Consider the following 16,739-nt stretch of genomic DNA (forward strand, 5'->3'; position numbering starts at 1 on the left):
AGTTAGTAAATTAGTAGTTTATATCATTCGTTATAATCAATCCATACTTTCATTTTCCCCGCTTTCCGGTTATCCCATGTATAATAAGGGATCAAAGTGATTGCCAACTCATTCGTAGTGGCCTTTATGGTTGTAATCCCATTTAATAATTTCGGATTAAACTGGGCATTAAAAGAGGTGTTCGCCGCGATTTTTAGGTTATCAAAATCTTGAGGGTTATCTACCTCTTCCATGCAATATACGAGAGGCCCTCTTTGTATGGCACGCTTACCGATGTTTTGCTTAACTCTAGGGTCTGCGGTCATCAATTTGACTGGCATCTCCATTGATAAGGAGATTACGTCTCCTTGTTTCCACTCTTTATTTAATACGGCGTATCCTTTCTCTGTTGGAGCTTTTACTAGTTGCCCGTTTACCGATAAGGTATATTGTTCACACCAACTAGGGATACGTAAACGTATCTCTTTTTTCAACGGATTAGAAGGAGTTACAGTTAGTTTTACAGTTCCATCCCAAGGATAATTGGTCTCTTGTCTCAACGTGACATTTGTGTTGTCTGTGTTTATCTCAGTAGAATTACCTATGTACAGATTTACCCAGATCGCCTCATTGGAGGTTCCGTAAATATAATTACCGATAGATGGAAGGAAGCGAGATATTTGGCTTGGGCAACAAGCGCAACCATACCATGCTTGACGGTGATGGTCTCCTTTAGATTCCAAAGGATTAACATAGAAAAAACGATCCCCTTCCAGCGATATACCGGCTAAAGCTCCATTGTACATGGATCGTTCGAGGACATCAATATACTTGGAGTCACCAGTAAATTGATTCATTCGTTGATTCCACAATACCATTCCAACCGAAGCGCAGGTCTCACAATAAGCATCTAGGTTTGGCAGGTCATAGTCTTCTGTGAAACCTTCGTTATGGCGTGAGGAGCCGATCCCCCCGGTAATGTACATATTTCGGAGTACGACATCATCCCATAACCGATTCAAAGATTCGATATATCCAGAATCTTGCTTTAACGCTGCCACATCCGCCATACCACAATACAAGTACATGCAACGAACGGCATGACCAGCGATATCACTCATCTCACGTACAGGTTTGTCATCTTGGTAGTAGAATGGATCCCATTCACCTTCCCCACCTTTCGAGCCATGCCCGTGTCCTCGTTCCTCGATCAACCAATCAGCGAAATCTAGGTATTTTTGCTCTCCTGTGGTTTGATATAGTTTGACAAGGGCTAACTCAATTTCCTCATGTCCGGGAACCCAATCTCGTTTTCCCGGTCCAAAGATACTCATCATGTGATCGGTCATTCGTATACAAACATCTAGTAGTTTTCGTTTTCCGGTAGCTTTATAATAGGCCACTCCTGCCTCTATCATGTGTCCGGCACAATACATTTCATGCTTGTCCATATTAGTCCATCGTTTTTCCGGGGCGGTCAATGTGTAATACGTATTAATATATCCATCCGGTAGTTGGGCGGCGGCGAATTTATCGATCCATTCATCCGCTTTTTTCTCCAACTCTGGATTTGGATTGTTGATCAAACTGTATGCCATGCCTTCCAACGCTTTGTATACATCAGAATCATCAAAGAAAATACCGGAATGTTCCCCTTCCCTTTTTGCCGCATTCTCAAAATTGCGGATGCGCCCTGTCTGGTTCTCGATCTGATCAATACAAACAGGCAAAGTGGTCGATATATGTTTCTTTAACCTGGGAGACCAGAAATTATCTTGTATATGAACTTGTGAGAAGTCCACTTGGTCAATCATTTTGAAAGGAGCTTCTTTATGGGGAGCTTGTTTACATCCCCATAATGTTAGACATGTCAAAGATAATAATACGAACTGTTTCATTTTTTTGAGATTTAAAGTTATAATCTAATCAATGCTTTTATAAATCAGACCTATTGATGTTAGTAGGTCTGATTTATAATAAAAAGTTTAAAGTTTACAAACCATTTTTGTCAAAGCATCTGCTGATGCTACTCTTTTTCCGTCGACGAAGATAAAGAATCCTTTCCCGTTACTATATTTTTTTCCTGTTTTATCATATAGAATACATATTTTTTTATGATGATACATTATATGATCTAGGCAAAAATAGTCCCATTTATCTTCTGGTATCAAAGGATTGACGATAAGAACGTCTTCGCTTTGCGGACGAATTCCTACCAGCCCACTTATGACTAAATCACAAAAAGAGGAGTGGTTGTAGTTTCTGCCTCTCTCTTTAGGTTGGTGATTTTTCAACATGGTTCTGGATATCCAATCTCCCGTAAAAGGATTTAGGTTCTCGTCGATCCAAGGAATGACATTACCATTATCGAGTGTGAGATGTTGGCTTTTTGTATATATTTTCAGTAATGTCCAAAAATCGTCTTTGGATATATAGTTTTGTTCTTGATCGTTCAGTAAATTCGCTAACCCTGTCAATGTCATGGCTGTGGCGAAAGGCCAAGACGGACCATTCCATTGGCATTCGTGCCCTTCATAGACAACTTTGAATTTGGGATGACATTGTTCTGCGGTTGTAGGACCATATGGAGCAAAAAAATGGTTTTTGTCCATTAGAAATTTCCATGCGATAGCATAAGAATGATTTGCTAGATCAAAACTCCAAGGCGTGTAACCATGCAATTCCCTGACATCGCGTAATATTGCTTTGCTATCCATAGGCAGTACTTTTATAAAAGAAGCCTGTTCGTCCCATAGTAAATCAAACATTTTGTTACGGATAGCCTCTGCTTTCTCGTGAAAATAGGAACCTTGAGGATCATTCTTTTTCTGAGCGACCCAAGAAAGAGTATTTGCTTCTGCTGCCATATATGAGTTAATGGTAGCCCTATAGCCATTTCCTCCGATAGAAATTTCCATGCCGTCACGGTTGTCTGTTTGCCAGAAAAGGCCGGTTTCGGAATTAAATTTCTCTTTTTCCCATCCGTTGAAGTTAGAGACCAGTTCAGGATATGACTCTTTTAATATAGAGTCGTTCCCTGTGACTAAAAAATATTGGTAGATTGCATTCGCTATAGGAAAACTATAGGATCGAACATCACCTCCACCCCTTAACCAGTAATAGGCGTAATCATTCAAGTAACGCTGTTCATGTAGCCATCTCCCTTCCCTGAAATGAAACCAAGCTGGACAACAAATTCCGTTATATTTCCCAGCCCAAGAGACATCAGGCAGAAATTCTGTTATTATAAATCCCTCTGGTGTTTCTTTTATATGTTTTCTATAAGTCCACCATCGGAAATAATAAATCTCTTCGATATCTTTATCGGGACATTCGAAAAAAGGAATGTTTTCGGCGAGAAAATCTTTAGCTTGTTTGTTCGATATGGACTGTATGTATATTTCCTTATCTTGCTGGTTGAATTTATCCGCATATAAATCAGATAAATGACGATCTAAAATCTGCCCTTGAATATTTACAGAAAAACAAAGTCCAATAAGTAAATAGAAAATGTGTGTATGACTCCTGCTCATATAATGGTTTTATTGTAGGTGTCCTTCTAAAAGAAGGGCACCTAGGTTGGACATTATGTTTGTTTATAAATAATTAGGATTCTGCTCTAGGTTTGGATTTGAGGTCAATACTGTTTCCGGAATAGGGAATACTGAACGATAATCCCCCTCAGGCTTGTGAGATAACCAGCTCTTTGTCGTATATATACCAAAACGAATGGCATCTCTGCGGCGATGCATTTCCCAAGCAAATTCCCAACCCAGCTCATCATACATCCTTCCGAATTGGATTGGATCAGTGTTTCCTCTATCTACGATTTTATAATCTTCCACATAACCATATTGATAGCAAGTATTTCCCGCTAATTGGGAGTCTGTTACTGTCGCTAATTCAGGATTATCTTTAAACGCCCTTTGGCGCACTTGAGTAACCAAAGTACCAGCCCCGGATTTTCCTGTACGTAACAAGCATTCGGCTTTCATCATCATAATTTCCGCATATCTGAATACAGGAATGTCTGTGTTTGAACTGGAATATGAATTTTCAGCGACCTCAAATTTATTCATTCTGTAGCCTTCCAACTCACTGGTATAATTTCCGCTAGGAATATCCTTCGTGTAGATCAGGGGTTCTCCCATTTTATCATAAGTTCCGTATAAAGGAGTACCATCAGCGGCCAATTGTTGCCCCATAAGCCAAGTATCGGCTAAACGTGAATCTTTTTCATTGTAAGTGTCTATGAATTGAGTAACTCCCATGGCAGATCCACATCCCCAAGGTGTATCAATCGTATTGTATTTCTTTTTTAGTTCACCGTGCCAAGAAAACATAAATATACTGTTTCCCGTAGCGAAATTCTCGTCGTAAGGGATTGTAAAAATGATTTCTTTACAGCTTTCGACACCCAGGGCCCTAAAAAGATCTTTGTAATTTTCAGCTAAAGTGAATTTCCCGCTGTTTATAATATCATCACATTGGGTTATACAGTCATTCCAGCGTGCTTCGTTTATGTAAACTTGTGCGTTTAGATATAAGTTGGCTAATAGAGCTTTGGCTGCCCATTTCGTCATTCGCCCGTAATAATTGCCTCCTACTTCTTCGCTTAAATTAGGTATTACCTCTATAAGTTCGTTTTCTACAAAGTCGAAAATTTCTCTGCGTGTATTTTTGGCAGGTAAATCCATCGCAGTTGTTGTTACAAGAGGAGCGTCCCCGAAATTGTCACATATTTGCCAATAGTAGTAAGCTCGCATAGCCCGAAGCTCTGCTAATCCTTGTGTTTTTTCTGTGTCGGAGGGTGTGGGTATTACCCCTGTTTCAATTTGTTCGATAATTTTGTTACATAGTAAAGCCCCTTGATAGAACCATGACCATATATTTTTCACATGGTCTTGCTCTGAATTCCAGGTTTGATAATGCATACGGCGGTATGCGCCACCATCATCCCAACCAGAGGCATTAGGTGGCATAACGATTGCGTCTGCGCTTACTTCTTGTGCGCAAAAGTATCCCCAATGATCTGATTGGCTACGTAAATAACTATATACACTCGCTATAGAAGGAGTGAAATCATCTACTGTATAATTGTATGTTTGTTCTGTTACTTTCGAATATACGGTCTCATCCAGATTGTTGCTGCAAGAAAGTATGCTAAAAGAGCAGCAAGTGCCTAATAGAATTTTTATATAAGTATTCATGATTTATTGCGATTTAAAATTTAATAGAAACACCAAATGTGTAAGTTCGGGTAGACGGGTAACGGTTTTTGTTATCTACGCCAGGAGTCAAACCACTTAAACTGACCTCAGGATCGATTCCTGAATATCCAGTGATGGTGGCTAAGTTAGAGACTGTCCCATATATCCTTAACCGTTTAATCCATGTATTGAAATTGAATGTATAACCGAGGGTTATATTATCTATTTTCCAGTAGTTGCCTTTTTCGATGTAGTAGCTTACATATTGAAGTTCCTGATCTATCGCCAAAGGAGAGTTGCCAAATTTTGTGTCGAATGCCTCGTTTAGTACATTACCTCTTGCTAGCATGACAGGAGCCCCATATTGTAAGCGTGGCATATTCAAGATATCAAATCCGAAAGCTCCACGCATAGTTACTGAAAAATCGAAACCTTTCCAACTGATAGAATTGTTCCAATTAAGGTAGTGCTTAGGTAAGCCGTTTCCGATGACCTGTTTATCTGTTGGTTGTTGCTCGGAGATTGGTTTAGGGTTACCATCTGCTCCCTCTATGATCCAATGTCCATTATCGTCAATATCAATTGTTTTGTATCCCCAAAAATTACCTATTGGTTCACCTTCTTGAATGCGATGTGTAGTGGTTTGTAATGGTTCTCCGGTGGAACCTTTATCTGAGTAACCACTAGATATAAACTGATCATTAGATAGTGATAATAGCTTGTTTTTATTTGTTGAGTAGTTGGTCGAGGTTGTCCATTGAAAATCTTTGGTTTGTATGGGTATTGCGGTTATACCAACCTCGATACCTGAATTTCTCATAGAACCTGCGTTCGCCACCATACTAGAATAGAGATAAGGTGGAGATGGTACGGTATAATCCCATAGCAGATCCTCTGTTTTACGATTATAATAGTCAATATTACCGCTGATACGATCATCCAGAAATCCGAAATCTATACCAATGTTAACCTCTTTCTTTTTCTCCCATCTTAAATCTGGATTAGCGTTAGAATCTGGGCGGATGGTTTTTATATATAACCCATTGTAATATACATATGTGCCGAAATCCAATGTGTTTAAGGACATATAGGGATCATCGGGAACTGTACCGGTTATACCGAAACCTGCACGTAATTTTAAGGTGGATAGTTCTTCTATATCTTTTAGGAAATTCTCGCCTTTAATATTCCATGCACCGGATACGGAGGGGAAATTTCCCCATTTATGATCTGCGCCAAATTTGGTGGATCCTTCGTGACGAATACTGGCAGCTAGCATGTATTTACCCTTGTAACTGTAGTTTAAACGGCCGAAATAACCAATCAGCCTACTTTCGTTTGCTTCTGAGAATTCCGTGGCTTTGCCATCTTTTAAGGCTTGTCCGGTTTCCATATTATTGTATGTGTAATCGTCAGATGGAAAATCATAGTTTTGCATATAATAATTTTGATATGTATCCTTTTGCCAACTATAACCGGCCAATAGCGTGAATGAATGGTCTTCTAGTAGTGTTTTCCTCCATTGAACTGTTAGCTCTGATAGATCTTGCGCTTTTCGTGTTGTTCCGCGAGATGCGTAACCATTTTTCCCATCTCTCCATGTAGATTTATGGTTTTGCGTCTCGTAATAACCTCGTGTTTGATTATAAGTGTTGGAAGAAACGAGATATTTAATGTCCAAGCCTTCTATTGGAGTGTAAGTGATATTTCCAAACATCCTCAAATTTGTAGCTTGATTTTCTCCTTCAACCTCATTTAGCATAGCGACAGGATTGTAATATTCGTTTTTGGTACTTTCCGAATATTTTCCCTCTGCATTATAGACAGGTGTTGTTGGATTGTATATCAGAGCATTCCTGTAAACCTCGCTGTTATAACTTCCTCCATCCGAGCCAGAGAAATAACTTTGCTTATATCCGCTTAAACTAGCGTTTAATTTTAATTTATTGTTGAACATACGATGTGTAATTTCAATACGGGGATAATACATCTGGTTGTTGGTTCGCTTGATTAATCCATTTAACCCCCTATATTCAAAACTAGCTACATAATTTGTTGTACGACTACCACCTCGTAAGCTGATGTTGTAAATTTGAGTAAATGGGGTACGGGTTACTTGGTCTAGCCAGTCGGTTGTAGCACCATCGTCTTGAGCCCCGGCTACTCCTTCTTTAACTCGTTGACGGTATTTGTCCGCATTCATAAAAGGCAGTCTTTTTATTATTTGTTGTGTGGATATATATGCGTTCACGTCCACCTCTGTTGGCATTTCTCCTAAGGTGTTTTTAGTCGTGATCAGAATTACGCCATTTGTTCCACGTGTTCCGTAGATCGCTGCGGCAGAGCCGTCTTTTAATACGTCTATTTGTTGAATGTCATCAGGTGAAACTGAATTTAAGTCTCCTGGAATACCATCAATCAAAACGAGTGGGCTTGCGCTGGCTTTTAGGGTTGTGATTCCCCTAAGAGAAATTTCGGATGTAGATGTTGGATTTGCGTCTGGTGTGATGATGCTTAAACCCGGTACTTGTCCTTTAATAAGTTGGGCTGGGTCGGTAGACGGTGTTTTGATGAAATTTTCGGATTTGATAGAAGAGATTGCACTTGCGACTTCTCCTTTTTTTTGAGTACCATAGCCAACAACGACTACTTCATCTAAACTTTGTGTATCTTCCGCTAAACGAACAGTTATTTCTTTCTTGCCGTTTACATTGATATCTTGACTCAAATACCCGATGTATGAAATTTGGATAATAGCGTTTTCTGGAACTTCCAGTGTATATTTTCCATTAAAGTCTGTAATGGTTCCGATAGAGGTCCCTTTTATGAGAACGTTGGCTCCTATGATAGGTTCTCCATTTTTATCAATTACAGTTCCTGTAATTCCTTTTTTACTTTGTTGGGGAGATGAATCTCTATTTACCTCTTTTCTCATCAGAAAGATGTTCTTCCCTTCTATCTTATAGATCGTGTCTGTATTCTTGAAGATATTGGACAAAATCTCCGTTACAGTTTGGTTGGAGGCTGTAATTGAGATTCTTCGTTCAAGATCCACTTCTTCAACGTTGTAAATGAAAAGATAGTCTGTCTGTTTTTCAATCTCCTCCAGAATATTGTACGTTTTAGCGTTATTTAGTATAAAGTCTATACGCATATTTTGTGAGCGAACAGAAGCTAATAATCCGGTAGTAAAAATAAATAGTGTTGTTAAGGCTAACTTCATGACTCGAAATATTTTATTTTCCATACATTTGTGATGTTTTAATGTTAGTACTAAATAATTTAAGGATAATTCGGTGCTGACTTCTGCCGGGAGATGCTGCAACATTTCCCGGTTTTTCATACCGATTGAATTTATCGACTTTTCTGTTTCATAGGCATATTGATTTAAGTAGTGAATAAATGTGTTTATTTTATTATAATCAAATTCTCTTCCTCATTCTTCGTATAAGTAAACTTATGTTTTAATTGAAGTACTTTTAGCACATGTTCGACTCCATCCTTAATCCTAAACTTACCGGAGTAACGATACTGGAGTAGGGATGGGCGTTGTACGTCTATCTGGATATCGTAATAAAGTTGTAACTTGTCTATTAGATCTTGGATCGATTCATTTTCAAAACAAAATAGGCCCTCTTTCCACTTGAAATAGTTGTAATCCGAGATGTGAGATGTTTCTAGTCTTCCATTGTTGGCTACGGCGATCTCATCAGGTTTTAGACGAAGACTTTGAGATAACTCCGGTGAAGTTATTTCTACACTTCCTTTTATAAGGGCAGTTTCAAACAATGGGCTGTTGTGATAGGCTTTTACATTAAATTCAGTCCCCAATACTTGGATTGTATACTTTGGAGTTTGCACGGTAAATGGACTTTTTTCATTGTGCTGGACGGAGAAGTAGCCTTCGCCGTCTAATTCCACGTTGCGAGTGTTTGCGCTGAATTGTTCAGAAAATTTTAGGGTTGAGCGAGAGTTTAGCCATACATGTGTACCATCGGCCAAGATGACCTCTGCCCGTTGTCCGGCTGGTACATGAATAGTTTGCATTTGTGCCTTGTCTGGTTGTTGTGTCAATAGTTGTTTACTACCCCAAAAACCAACCAAAAAGATGGCTGCGATCTTTAAGAGCTCGATAGTTATTTTTTGTATTGAGAAATGTCTCTTTCTAACGGAATATTTCTCGTTTGTATCACTTTGCCAAAGTGAGAGATCATATAATTTGCGCAAAGCTAGAAATTCACGCATATTCTCCGGGCTTTCGTCCAACCATGACGCTACTTTCAGTCTCTCTTCTTCGGAAACCTCACCTCTTATATATCGTTGTAGTAATTGCTCCATGAATATCTATTAATTTCGCTTTGTATTATAAAAACGATACAATGAGGTAGATCCCTAGTGGAAAAGCGAAAAAAATTAAGAAAAAAGAAAATAAAATAAGGGCAGGTAATCTTTTAGGTTGATACGTAATACCTTTAATGCCTTAGTTATATGATATTCTACTCCTTTTGCAGTAATGTTGGTCTCTTCCGCTATTTCTTTCACGGTTTTATTCTCGAAACGACTCATCTCGAATATCCGGCGGGTTTGCTCGGGCAATGATTGTAGTGTATTGTGTATGATGGTTTGTATTTCGTGAGAGAATATTTCTTCTGGATCACATGCTTCAAGTGTCGATATACGAATATTGAGTTCACGATCATTAAGTTCCATGATGTTTTCAATGGCGGATTCGTGGATTACTTTATGTCGTAAATAATCTAAGGCTTTGTTTTTTAATATGGTTAGCAGAAGAGTTTCTGAGGTCTCTGCCTCTTGTGATAGGGATAATCTCCAATATTTCACGAGAGATTCTGCCACGATATCTTCTGCCGCCATATCGTCGTGTACATATGATTTTGTAAACAGAAATGACCGTCGGTAATTTCGTTCATAGATACTATTGAAATCATCTCCTTTCATTTTCAATGTAGATTGGATGACAAATGTAGAAATTTTTGGATAGAAAAACAGTATTGGGCTAAAAAAGATGTTAAGAACAGATTGAGCGGTGAAAAATGGATATCTTTGTGAAAAGCATTAAATCATTAGGTCTTATGGATATAGGAATGCGGAACTACGATCTTCGGACTTTAATTGATGATGTGGAGGCGGAAGCCTCGTCTTTCTTATATCGGGAAGTTTGTTCGGGAATTGAGATCTGGAGATGTGGATGCCTTCCTCACTCGTTTAAAAGCCTTTTTCGCTGATTTCCCTTATGAGTTAAAGGCTAAAACGGAGTGTCATTATCAAGTAGTGTTTTATCTGGTGTTTAAATTGATGGGACAATTCTGTGATGCGAAGGTGCGCGGTGCGAAGGGACGTGCGGATGCGGTAGTAAAGACGAAAGATTATATTTATGTTTTTGAGTTCAAGCTGGACGGTTCCGTGAAAGATGCCTTGAGGCAGATTGACGAGAAAGGTTATCTGCTGCCTTATGAGGCTGATGGGCGTGAACTGGTGAAAATAGGTGTTTCCTTTAGTAAAGAGGATCGGAATCTGGGTTGTTGGGAGATTGTTTAGACCTGCGCTAAACCACTAGAATAAAGTTTCCCAAGTGAATAACTTATCACTTCCTAACTCGTAAGCTTGTGGCTTGACAAGCCGTAAGTTATTCACTTAACACTTCGATAATTAACAATAAGTCTTATTTGAAACTGCTTGTTTAATTCGTTGATAAATAGCTTTTTATAAACATGTGCATGTTTTACTCCAAACACGTACGTGTTTTGATGAAAAGTAAAAGTTTTTTGAACCAGTCTCTCTGCCATTCCCAGAATGGTGAGATATTGGCTTCTTAATATGTTAAAAATCATCCTATATACGAAACATCTCTATAATCCGTTGTTATATGAAGGATTATCGATATTTTTGTAAATAAACTAGGTAAGCATATGGCAGCGAAGAAAGACAGAGTACTTTGGGCGGATGACGAGATTGATTTGTTGAAACCGCATATCTTGTTCTTGCAGGACAAAGGGTATGAGGTCGTTCCGGTGGTGAGCGGGCAAGACGCTATTGACTGCTGTAAGGAACAATCGTTTGATATTATTTTTCTCGATGAGAATATGCCTGGCTTGACTGGGTTGGAGACGCTGTCGCATATCAAGGAGATCGCTCCGAATGTGCCGGTCGTGATGGTGACTAAAAGTGAGGAGGAAAGTATCATGAATCAGGCGATCGGAAATAAGATCGCGGATTATTTGATCAAACCGGTAAATCCCAACCAATTGCTTCTCTCTATCAAGAAGAATGTCCATAAGAACGTGATTATCTCCGAGACGACCACGGTGGGTTATCAGCAGGAATTCGGTCGTATTGGTATGCAAATCAATGATTCCTTGACCACAGACGACTGGATGGAGGTCTATAAGAAACTGGTGTACTGGGAACTGGAACTGGAAAGCAGCCAAGTGGCAATGACAGATATGCTCCGTATGCAGAAGGAAGAGGCCAATAACGCTTTTGCCAAATTCGTGAAGAAGAATTATGTGGACTGGATACAGAATCCGGCCGATCGCCCGTTGATGAGCCCCGACCTGTTTAAGAAGAAAGTCTTCCCAATGTTGGATAATGACGGGAAGGTTTTCTTTATATTGATCGATAATTTCCGGCTGGATCAATGGCGGGTGGTAAAAGAATTGCTTACTGAGTATTTTACGTTTGACGAGAGCTTGTATTATAGCATACTGCCAACCGCCACGCAATATGCCCGCAACTCCATATTCTCGGGCTTGATGCCTTCGCAAATAGAGCAGATGTTTCCGGATTTGTGGGTGGATGAGGAGAGCGAGGAAGGTAAGAATTTGAATGAGGCTCCATTGATTCAAACCCAGATCGATCGGTTCCGTAAGAAATATACCTTCTCATATAATAAAGTACACGATTCCCAATATGGAGAGAAATTGTTGGCTACGATCCCTTCTCTTACTCGTAATCAACTGAATGTGATTGTGCTGAACTTCGTGGATATGCTTTCGCATGCTCGTACGGAGAGTAAGATGATCCGTGAGTTGGCGCAAAGCGAGGCAGCCTATCGCAGCTTGACTAAATCATGGTTCCAGCACTCTTCTACGCTCGAGTTATTCAAACGAATCGCCGAGCGGGGAGGAAAAGTAATCGTTACGACCGATCATGGAACGATCCGGGTAACGAATCCGATCAAGGTGATAGGTGATAAGAATACGAATACCAATCTACGCTATAAAGTAGGCAAGAACTTGAATTATAACCCGAAAGAGGTATTCGAGATCCGGGATCCGGAAAAAGTAGGACTTCCCTCCCCGAATCTAAGCAGTAAGTATATTTTCGCCTACGGAGAGAATTTCTTCGCTTATCCGAATAATTATAACTATTACGTATCCTATTATAAAAATACATTCCAGCACGGAGGAATCTCGATGGAGGAGATGTTGGTGCCGTTTATTACGATGGAACCGAAATGATAATATGCCGAAAAGTTGCGTATATCATAAATATCACGAACTTTGCAGTCCATATAAACTGTAAACACGAATGCTATGAGCATACTGAAAATAGAAAGTTTGGATAAGATCCATGAGGCGGCTAAGGAGTTTATCGCCGGGATGGATGATCGTACGGTCTTTGCCTTCTATGGTCCGATGGGGGCCGGTAAGACTACCTTTATCAAGGCGATCTGTGAGGAATTGGGTGTGGAGGATGTGATCAACAGTCCCACATTCGCTATTATCAATGAGTACCGTAGCGATACGACGGGAGAATTGATTTATCATTTTGATTTTTACCGGATCAATAAATTGAGTGAGGCGGAGGATATCGGAACAGAGGATTATTTCTATAGCGGAGCTTTATGTTTTATCGAATGGCCGGAGAAAATAGATGAGTTGTTGCCCGGAGATGTGGTAGATGTAACGATCTCGGAGAATCCGGACGGTTCACGTACTGTAGAGGTTAAGTAAGTCTATGGATCCTTCCGAATACTTTATCTTATCCTTGTTTATCGCTTTGGGATTGTTCTCAATCGTAGCGGCGATCTGTAATTTTGATTGGTACTTTAAAACCAGCGGGGCGATGACTTTCGTGAACTGGTTCGGTCGTGGCGGCGCACGTATCTTCTATGCGTTGTTGGGAATCGGGCTGATCGCTTGTGGGGCGCTGGGACTTATGTATTGGTGATAAAAAGTAAATTATACTTACTTGTCCTAGTAAGTATAATCAAAATGCCTAAGTAAGTATAACTTCGTTGTCTGATGAAGTTATACTTACTTTGAGAAAGGCCCTATTCCGCTAATTGGAAATCAAGTTGCTTACGTTCCAGATTCGCTTGCGCTACTTTGATAGTGATAGGGTCTCCCAAACGATATTGACGTTTTTTACGACGGCCCAATAAACAATAATTCTTCTCATCAAACTCATAGTAATCGTCATCCAGATCACGGATTGGTACAAGCCCCTCGCATTTATTCTCGTTCAGTTCTACGTAAAGTCCCCATTCGGTGACACCGGAGATAACGCCGTCGAATACCATGCCGAGCTTATCCTGCATGAATTCTACTTGCTTATATTTGATGGATGCACGCTCTGCGTTGGCGGCGACTTGCTCCATGCTGGAACAATGATCGCATAAATCCTCATACTTCTTTTGTATAACACTACGGCCACCGGCTAGATAACGTTCCAGCAATCGGTGTACCATCATATCCGGATAACGGCGGATAGGAGAGGTGAAATGTGTATAGTATTCGAAAGCCAAGCCATAGTGGCCGATATTCTCCGTGGAGTAACGGGCCTTTTGCATGGCACGGATCGCCACTGTCTCGATCAAGTTCTCTTCCGGCTTTCCTTGTACATTGTCTAATAAGGAGTTAATTCCTTTGGAGACATCCGTCTTCGTACCGTCTGTTTTCAACTTATAGCCGAAGCGACGGATAAAAGAGGCGAAATTCTCCATTTTATCTGGGTCTGGAAGCTCATGGATACGATAAACAAATGTCTTCTTTGTCTTTCCTTTAGGAGGACGGCCCACGAACTCGGCTACGGTACGATTTGCCAATAGCATAAACTCCTCGATTAACTTATTTGCGTCTTTTGAGATCTTGAAATAAACACGGACCGGTTTCCCTTGTTCGTCGATCTCGAATTTAACCTCATAGCGGTCGAAGTTGATAGCGCCACTCTTGAAACGGCGTTCCCGCAATTTCTTGGCAAGGTCGTTCAAGGCTAGAATCTCCTCTTTATAATCTCCCTCGCCGGTTTCGATCACCTCTTGTGCCTCCTCATAGGTAAAGCGGCGGTCGCTCTTGATGATCGTGCGGCAGATCCGGGAGTTTTGTACCACGGCATCGCTATTTAGTTCGAAGACAGCGGAGAAGCATAATTTTTCCTCGTCGGGACGTAAAGAGCATATTTGGTTGCAAAGTCGCTCGGGAAGCATCGGTATCGTACGGTCTACCAGATAAACGGAAGTCGCACGGCTTTGTGCCTCTTTATCGATGACACCGTCCGTTTTCACATAATGTGTTACGTCGGCGATATGTACGCCAACCTCCCAGTTCCCGTTATCCAAACGGCGTGCGGAAAGGGCGTCGTCGAAGTCTTTCGCGTCCTTCGGGTCGATCGTGAAGGTTGTTATCCCCCGGAAATCCTCCCGGTTCTCAATTTCCTCCGGAGAGATCGCTTCCGGGATCTTATCCGCCGCTTTCTCTACCGAGGAAGGATATTTGTAAGGCAATCCGAATTCGGCAAGGATCGCGTGCATCTCGGCGGTATTCTGTCCGGCGATACCTAATATATCGATGACCTCACCCAGTGGATTCTTGGCTTCATCCGGCCATTCCACGATACGTACGATCGCTTTGTCGCCGTTCTTGCCCCCTTTCAGTTTATCCTTAGGGATGAAAATATCGTTTGCCAACGTCTTGTTTTCCGTAATCAAGAAGGCAAAGCCTTTAGCTACTTGAAGTTTACCTACGAAAGTACGCTCCTTGCTCTCAAGGATTTCCACGACCTCACCTTCCGGCTCGGCACCTTTACGTTTGGCGAAAAGCTGTACTTTTACTTTGTCTCCATCCATGGCATGTCCGGAATTACGTTCAGCGATAAATACCGGCGTACCTCCGTCTTCAGGGATGAAAGAATTCTTTCCATTGCTGCGGCGTGCGAAAGTTCCTACGGCTAGGGTTCCCAATCCGTTGAGACGGTAACGGCCACGGTCGATCTCGGTGATGATATCCTCGGCGGACAAGTCATACAGGATGTCTACCACCTGCAATTTCTGCACTTGGTTCTCGACTCCGATGATCTTGCTGATTTGTTTATAGTTGAAAGGTTCCTTGGGAGCGGATTGGAAAACGGAAATGATGGCTTGGATCATCGCTTCTTTTTTCATACGTTTACCAGATCCTTTGTCCTTTTTGCCTTTTTTCTCTTTGTTATCTTTTTTTGCAGGTTTATTCTTTGCCATTCTGTATAATTATTAGCATTTGTTAGATGTGGAGACAGGAGTATGCCTCTATTTTGCATGCTATGTCTACAAAGTAAACAATTTAAATTGATATTTGGTTTACGATTATGCTACTTTATAACCAAAAATACGGATTATTAATGAAAACAATTCGCCGGCACCCCTTTCGCTCCGGGCTTGCAACAGAATACGCTACCGCTTAGTGGATATTCCTCAAGCTGTTCCTCACTCAATCCGGCACGGGCGGTCGTTATATAAAGCGTGTCGAGCTTATCCCCTCCAAAAGCGCATGACGCTACGTGGGGGGCCGGTACGACAATTTTTGTCAACAGGTCGCCGGTATAGGGATTGTAACAATAAACACCGCCACCTCCCCATTGAGCCACCCAAAGGTTGTCGTTGCAATCTATCGTCATTCCATCCGGGGAACCGGTGCCCTCGGGTATATTTACGGCTACGCCATCGTACAATATGTCACCGGAGCTATCGTCATACCGGAAACGTATGATCTTACGGGTAGGTGTGTCGTTGTAATACATGTATTTCTTGTTGGCGGACCATACGATCCCATTGGAGATCGTAACTTTTGTCAACTTTGTTTCGACGGTTCCGTCTGCCCATACACAATAAAGGCTGGCAGCCCCTTTAGGCGCGCCAAATCCCATGGTGCCGATCCATAAGCGTCCGGACGGGTCGCATTTCCCATCGTTGCAACGAATCTTCCCGTTATTGTCCGGGATTGGGGCGATGGATGTCGTGTTCCCATCCGTTAGGTTTACACGTATGATCTCGTTTTGTAAAGCGACGACTACCGTACTGTCCGTTTCCGGTACTACGGTAGAGACCATGCGGTCGAACTGCCATGAACGGCAATTTTGCAAGTCCGGTATATACTCATATAACGTCTTTCCTTCAATATCTACCCAGAAAAGTGTATTGCGATCGGGATGCCAAATCGATCCCTCCCCTGTAGTAGCTTCCGCCCGAAACGCCAGATCGGGGCTGATTATAATAGGATCGTTTATACAAGAGGTTCCTTCAAACATGATAAATGCCAATATTAATTTAAT

Annotated in this window: 11 protein-coding genes and 1 pseudogene; 4 read left to right on the plus strand and 8 right to left on the minus strand. The window is 41.1% G+C overall.

What is annotated here, in order from left to right; all coding sequences use genetic code 11:
• Positions 1 to 23: 23 nt before the first annotated feature.
• The 6 genes from CI960_RS22680 to CI960_RS22705 form a co-directional block, all read right to left on the minus strand.
• Positions 24 to 1,877 carry a glycoside hydrolase family 127 protein gene (locus CI960_RS22680; protein ID WP_005859832.1) on the minus strand — a complete coding sequence of 618 codons (1,854 nt, stop codon included), beginning with the start codon at positions 1,875 to 1,877 and terminating at the stop codon, positions 24 to 26.
• 87 nt (positions 1,878 to 1,964) lie between these two features.
• Positions 1,965 to 3,512, minus strand: coding sequence for a glycosyl hydrolase family 65 protein (locus CI960_RS22685; RefSeq protein WP_005859830.1), 1,548 nt, complete (start codon positions 3,510 to 3,512; stop codon positions 1,965 to 1,967).
• A 63-nt stretch (positions 3,513 to 3,575) separates the two neighbouring features.
• The gene (locus CI960_RS22690; RefSeq protein WP_005859828.1) at positions 3,576 to 5,189 is read right to left on the minus strand and encodes a RagB/SusD family nutrient uptake outer membrane protein; all 1,614 of its coding nucleotides are present in this window, start codon (positions 5,187 to 5,189) and stop codon (positions 3,576 to 3,578) included.
• A gap of 13 nt (positions 5,190 to 5,202) precedes the next feature.
• A complete protein-coding gene (locus tag CI960_RS22695; protein ID WP_080598110.1) occupies positions 5,203 to 8,436 on the minus strand; it encodes a TonB-dependent receptor in 3,234 nt (1,077 codons plus the stop codon).
• Between the two features lie 161 nt (positions 8,437 to 8,597).
• Positions 8,598 to 9,527 (minus strand): FecR domain-containing protein, encoded by a 930-nt coding sequence (locus CI960_RS22700; protein ID WP_005859824.1) that lies wholly within the window; start codon positions 9,525 to 9,527, stop codon positions 8,598 to 8,600.
• Between the two features lie 75 nt (positions 9,528 to 9,602).
• Entirely contained in the window at positions 9,603 to 10,148 is a 546-nt protein-coding gene (locus tag CI960_RS22705) for an RNA polymerase sigma-70 factor (RefSeq protein ID WP_011967280.1), read from the minus strand.
• Positions 10,149 to 10,355: 207 nt separating this feature from the next.
• On the opposite strand from CI960_RS22705, the pseudogene CI960_RS22710 reads away from it, so the two are divergent.
• From CI960_RS22710 to CI960_RS22730, 4 genes and pseudogenes are all read left to right on the plus strand, one after another.
• Positions 10,356 to 10,748 (plus strand): annotated as a pseudogene (locus tag CI960_RS22710) (PD-(D/E)XK nuclease domain-containing protein); the annotation flags it as partial.
• A gap of 371 nt (positions 10,749 to 11,119) precedes the next feature.
• Entirely contained in the window at positions 11,120 to 12,670 is a 1,551-nt protein-coding gene (locus CI960_RS22720; RefSeq protein ID WP_005859817.1) for a PglZ domain-containing protein, read from the plus strand.
• Positions 12,671 to 12,745: 75 nt separating this feature from the next.
• The gene (gene tsaE / locus CI960_RS22725) at positions 12,746 to 13,165 is read left to right on the plus strand and encodes a tRNA (adenosine(37)-N6)-threonylcarbamoyltransferase complex ATPase subunit type 1 TsaE (protein ID WP_005859815.1); all 420 of its coding nucleotides are present in this window, start codon (positions 12,746 to 12,748) and stop codon (positions 13,163 to 13,165) included.
• 4 nt (positions 13,166 to 13,169) lie between these two features.
• Complete coding sequence (locus tag CI960_RS22730; protein WP_005859813.1) at positions 13,170 to 13,382, plus strand: immunity 17 family protein; 213 nt, start codon at positions 13,170 to 13,172, stop codon at positions 13,380 to 13,382.
• Between the two features lie 103 nt (positions 13,383 to 13,485).
• Here CI960_RS22730 and rnr read toward each other — a convergent pair whose 3' ends face one another.
• A complete protein-coding gene (gene rnr / locus CI960_RS22735; protein ID WP_005859811.1) occupies positions 13,486 to 15,669 on the minus strand; it encodes a ribonuclease R in 2,184 nt (727 codons plus the stop codon).
• Positions 15,670 to 15,806: 137 nt separating this feature from the next.
• Positions 15,807 to 16,715 carry an SMP-30/gluconolactonase/LRE family protein gene (locus CI960_RS22740; RefSeq protein WP_005859808.1) on the minus strand — a complete coding sequence of 303 codons (909 nt, stop codon included), beginning with the start codon at positions 16,713 to 16,715 and terminating at the stop codon, positions 15,807 to 15,809.
• Positions 16,716 to 16,739 lie beyond the last annotated feature (24 nt).

This window comes from Parabacteroides sp. CT06 (assembly GCF_002257605.1).
Classification (GTDB): Bacteria; Bacteroidota; Bacteroidia; order Bacteroidales; family Tannerellaceae; genus Parabacteroides; species Parabacteroides distasonis.

Bases quoted from the DNA above. Each gene is read 5' to 3' on its own strand.
- CI960_RS22730 (WP_005859813.1), top strand. From the start codon at position 13,170: ATGGATCCTTCCGAATACTTTATCTTATCCTTGTTTATCGCTTTGGGA.
- CI960_RS22705 (WP_011967280.1), bottom strand. From the start codon at position 10,148: ATGAAAGGAGATGATTTCAATAGTATCTATGAACGAAATTACCGACGG.
- CI960_RS22680 (WP_005859832.1), bottom strand. From the start codon at position 1,877: ATGAAACAGTTCGTATTATTATCTTTGACATGTCTAACATTATGGGGA.
- CI960_RS22690 (WP_005859828.1), bottom strand. From the start codon at position 5,189: ATGAATACTTATATAAAAATTCTATTAGGCACTTGCTGCTCTTTTAGC.
- CI960_RS22695 (WP_080598110.1), bottom strand. From the start codon at position 8,436: ATGGAAAATAAAATATTTCGAGTCATGAAGTTAGCCTTAACAACACTA.
- rnr (WP_005859811.1), bottom strand. From the start codon at position 15,669: ATGGCAAAGAATAAACCTGCAAAAAAAGATAACAAAGAGAAAAAAGGC.
- CI960_RS22740 (WP_005859808.1), bottom strand. From the start codon at position 16,715: ATGTTTGAAGGAACCTCTTGTATAAACGATCCTATTATAATCAGCCCC.
- tsaE (WP_005859815.1), top strand. From the start codon at position 12,746: ATGAGCATACTGAAAATAGAAAGTTTGGATAAGATCCATGAGGCGGCT.
- CI960_RS22720 (WP_005859817.1), top strand. From the start codon at position 11,120: ATGGCAGCGAAGAAAGACAGAGTACTTTGGGCGGATGACGAGATTGAT.
- CI960_RS22700 (WP_005859824.1), bottom strand. From the start codon at position 9,527: ATGGAGCAATTACTACAACGATATATAAGAGGTGAGGTTTCCGAAGAA.
- CI960_RS22685 (WP_005859830.1), bottom strand. From the start codon at position 3,512: ATGAGCAGGAGTCATACACACATTTTCTATTTACTTATTGGACTTTGT.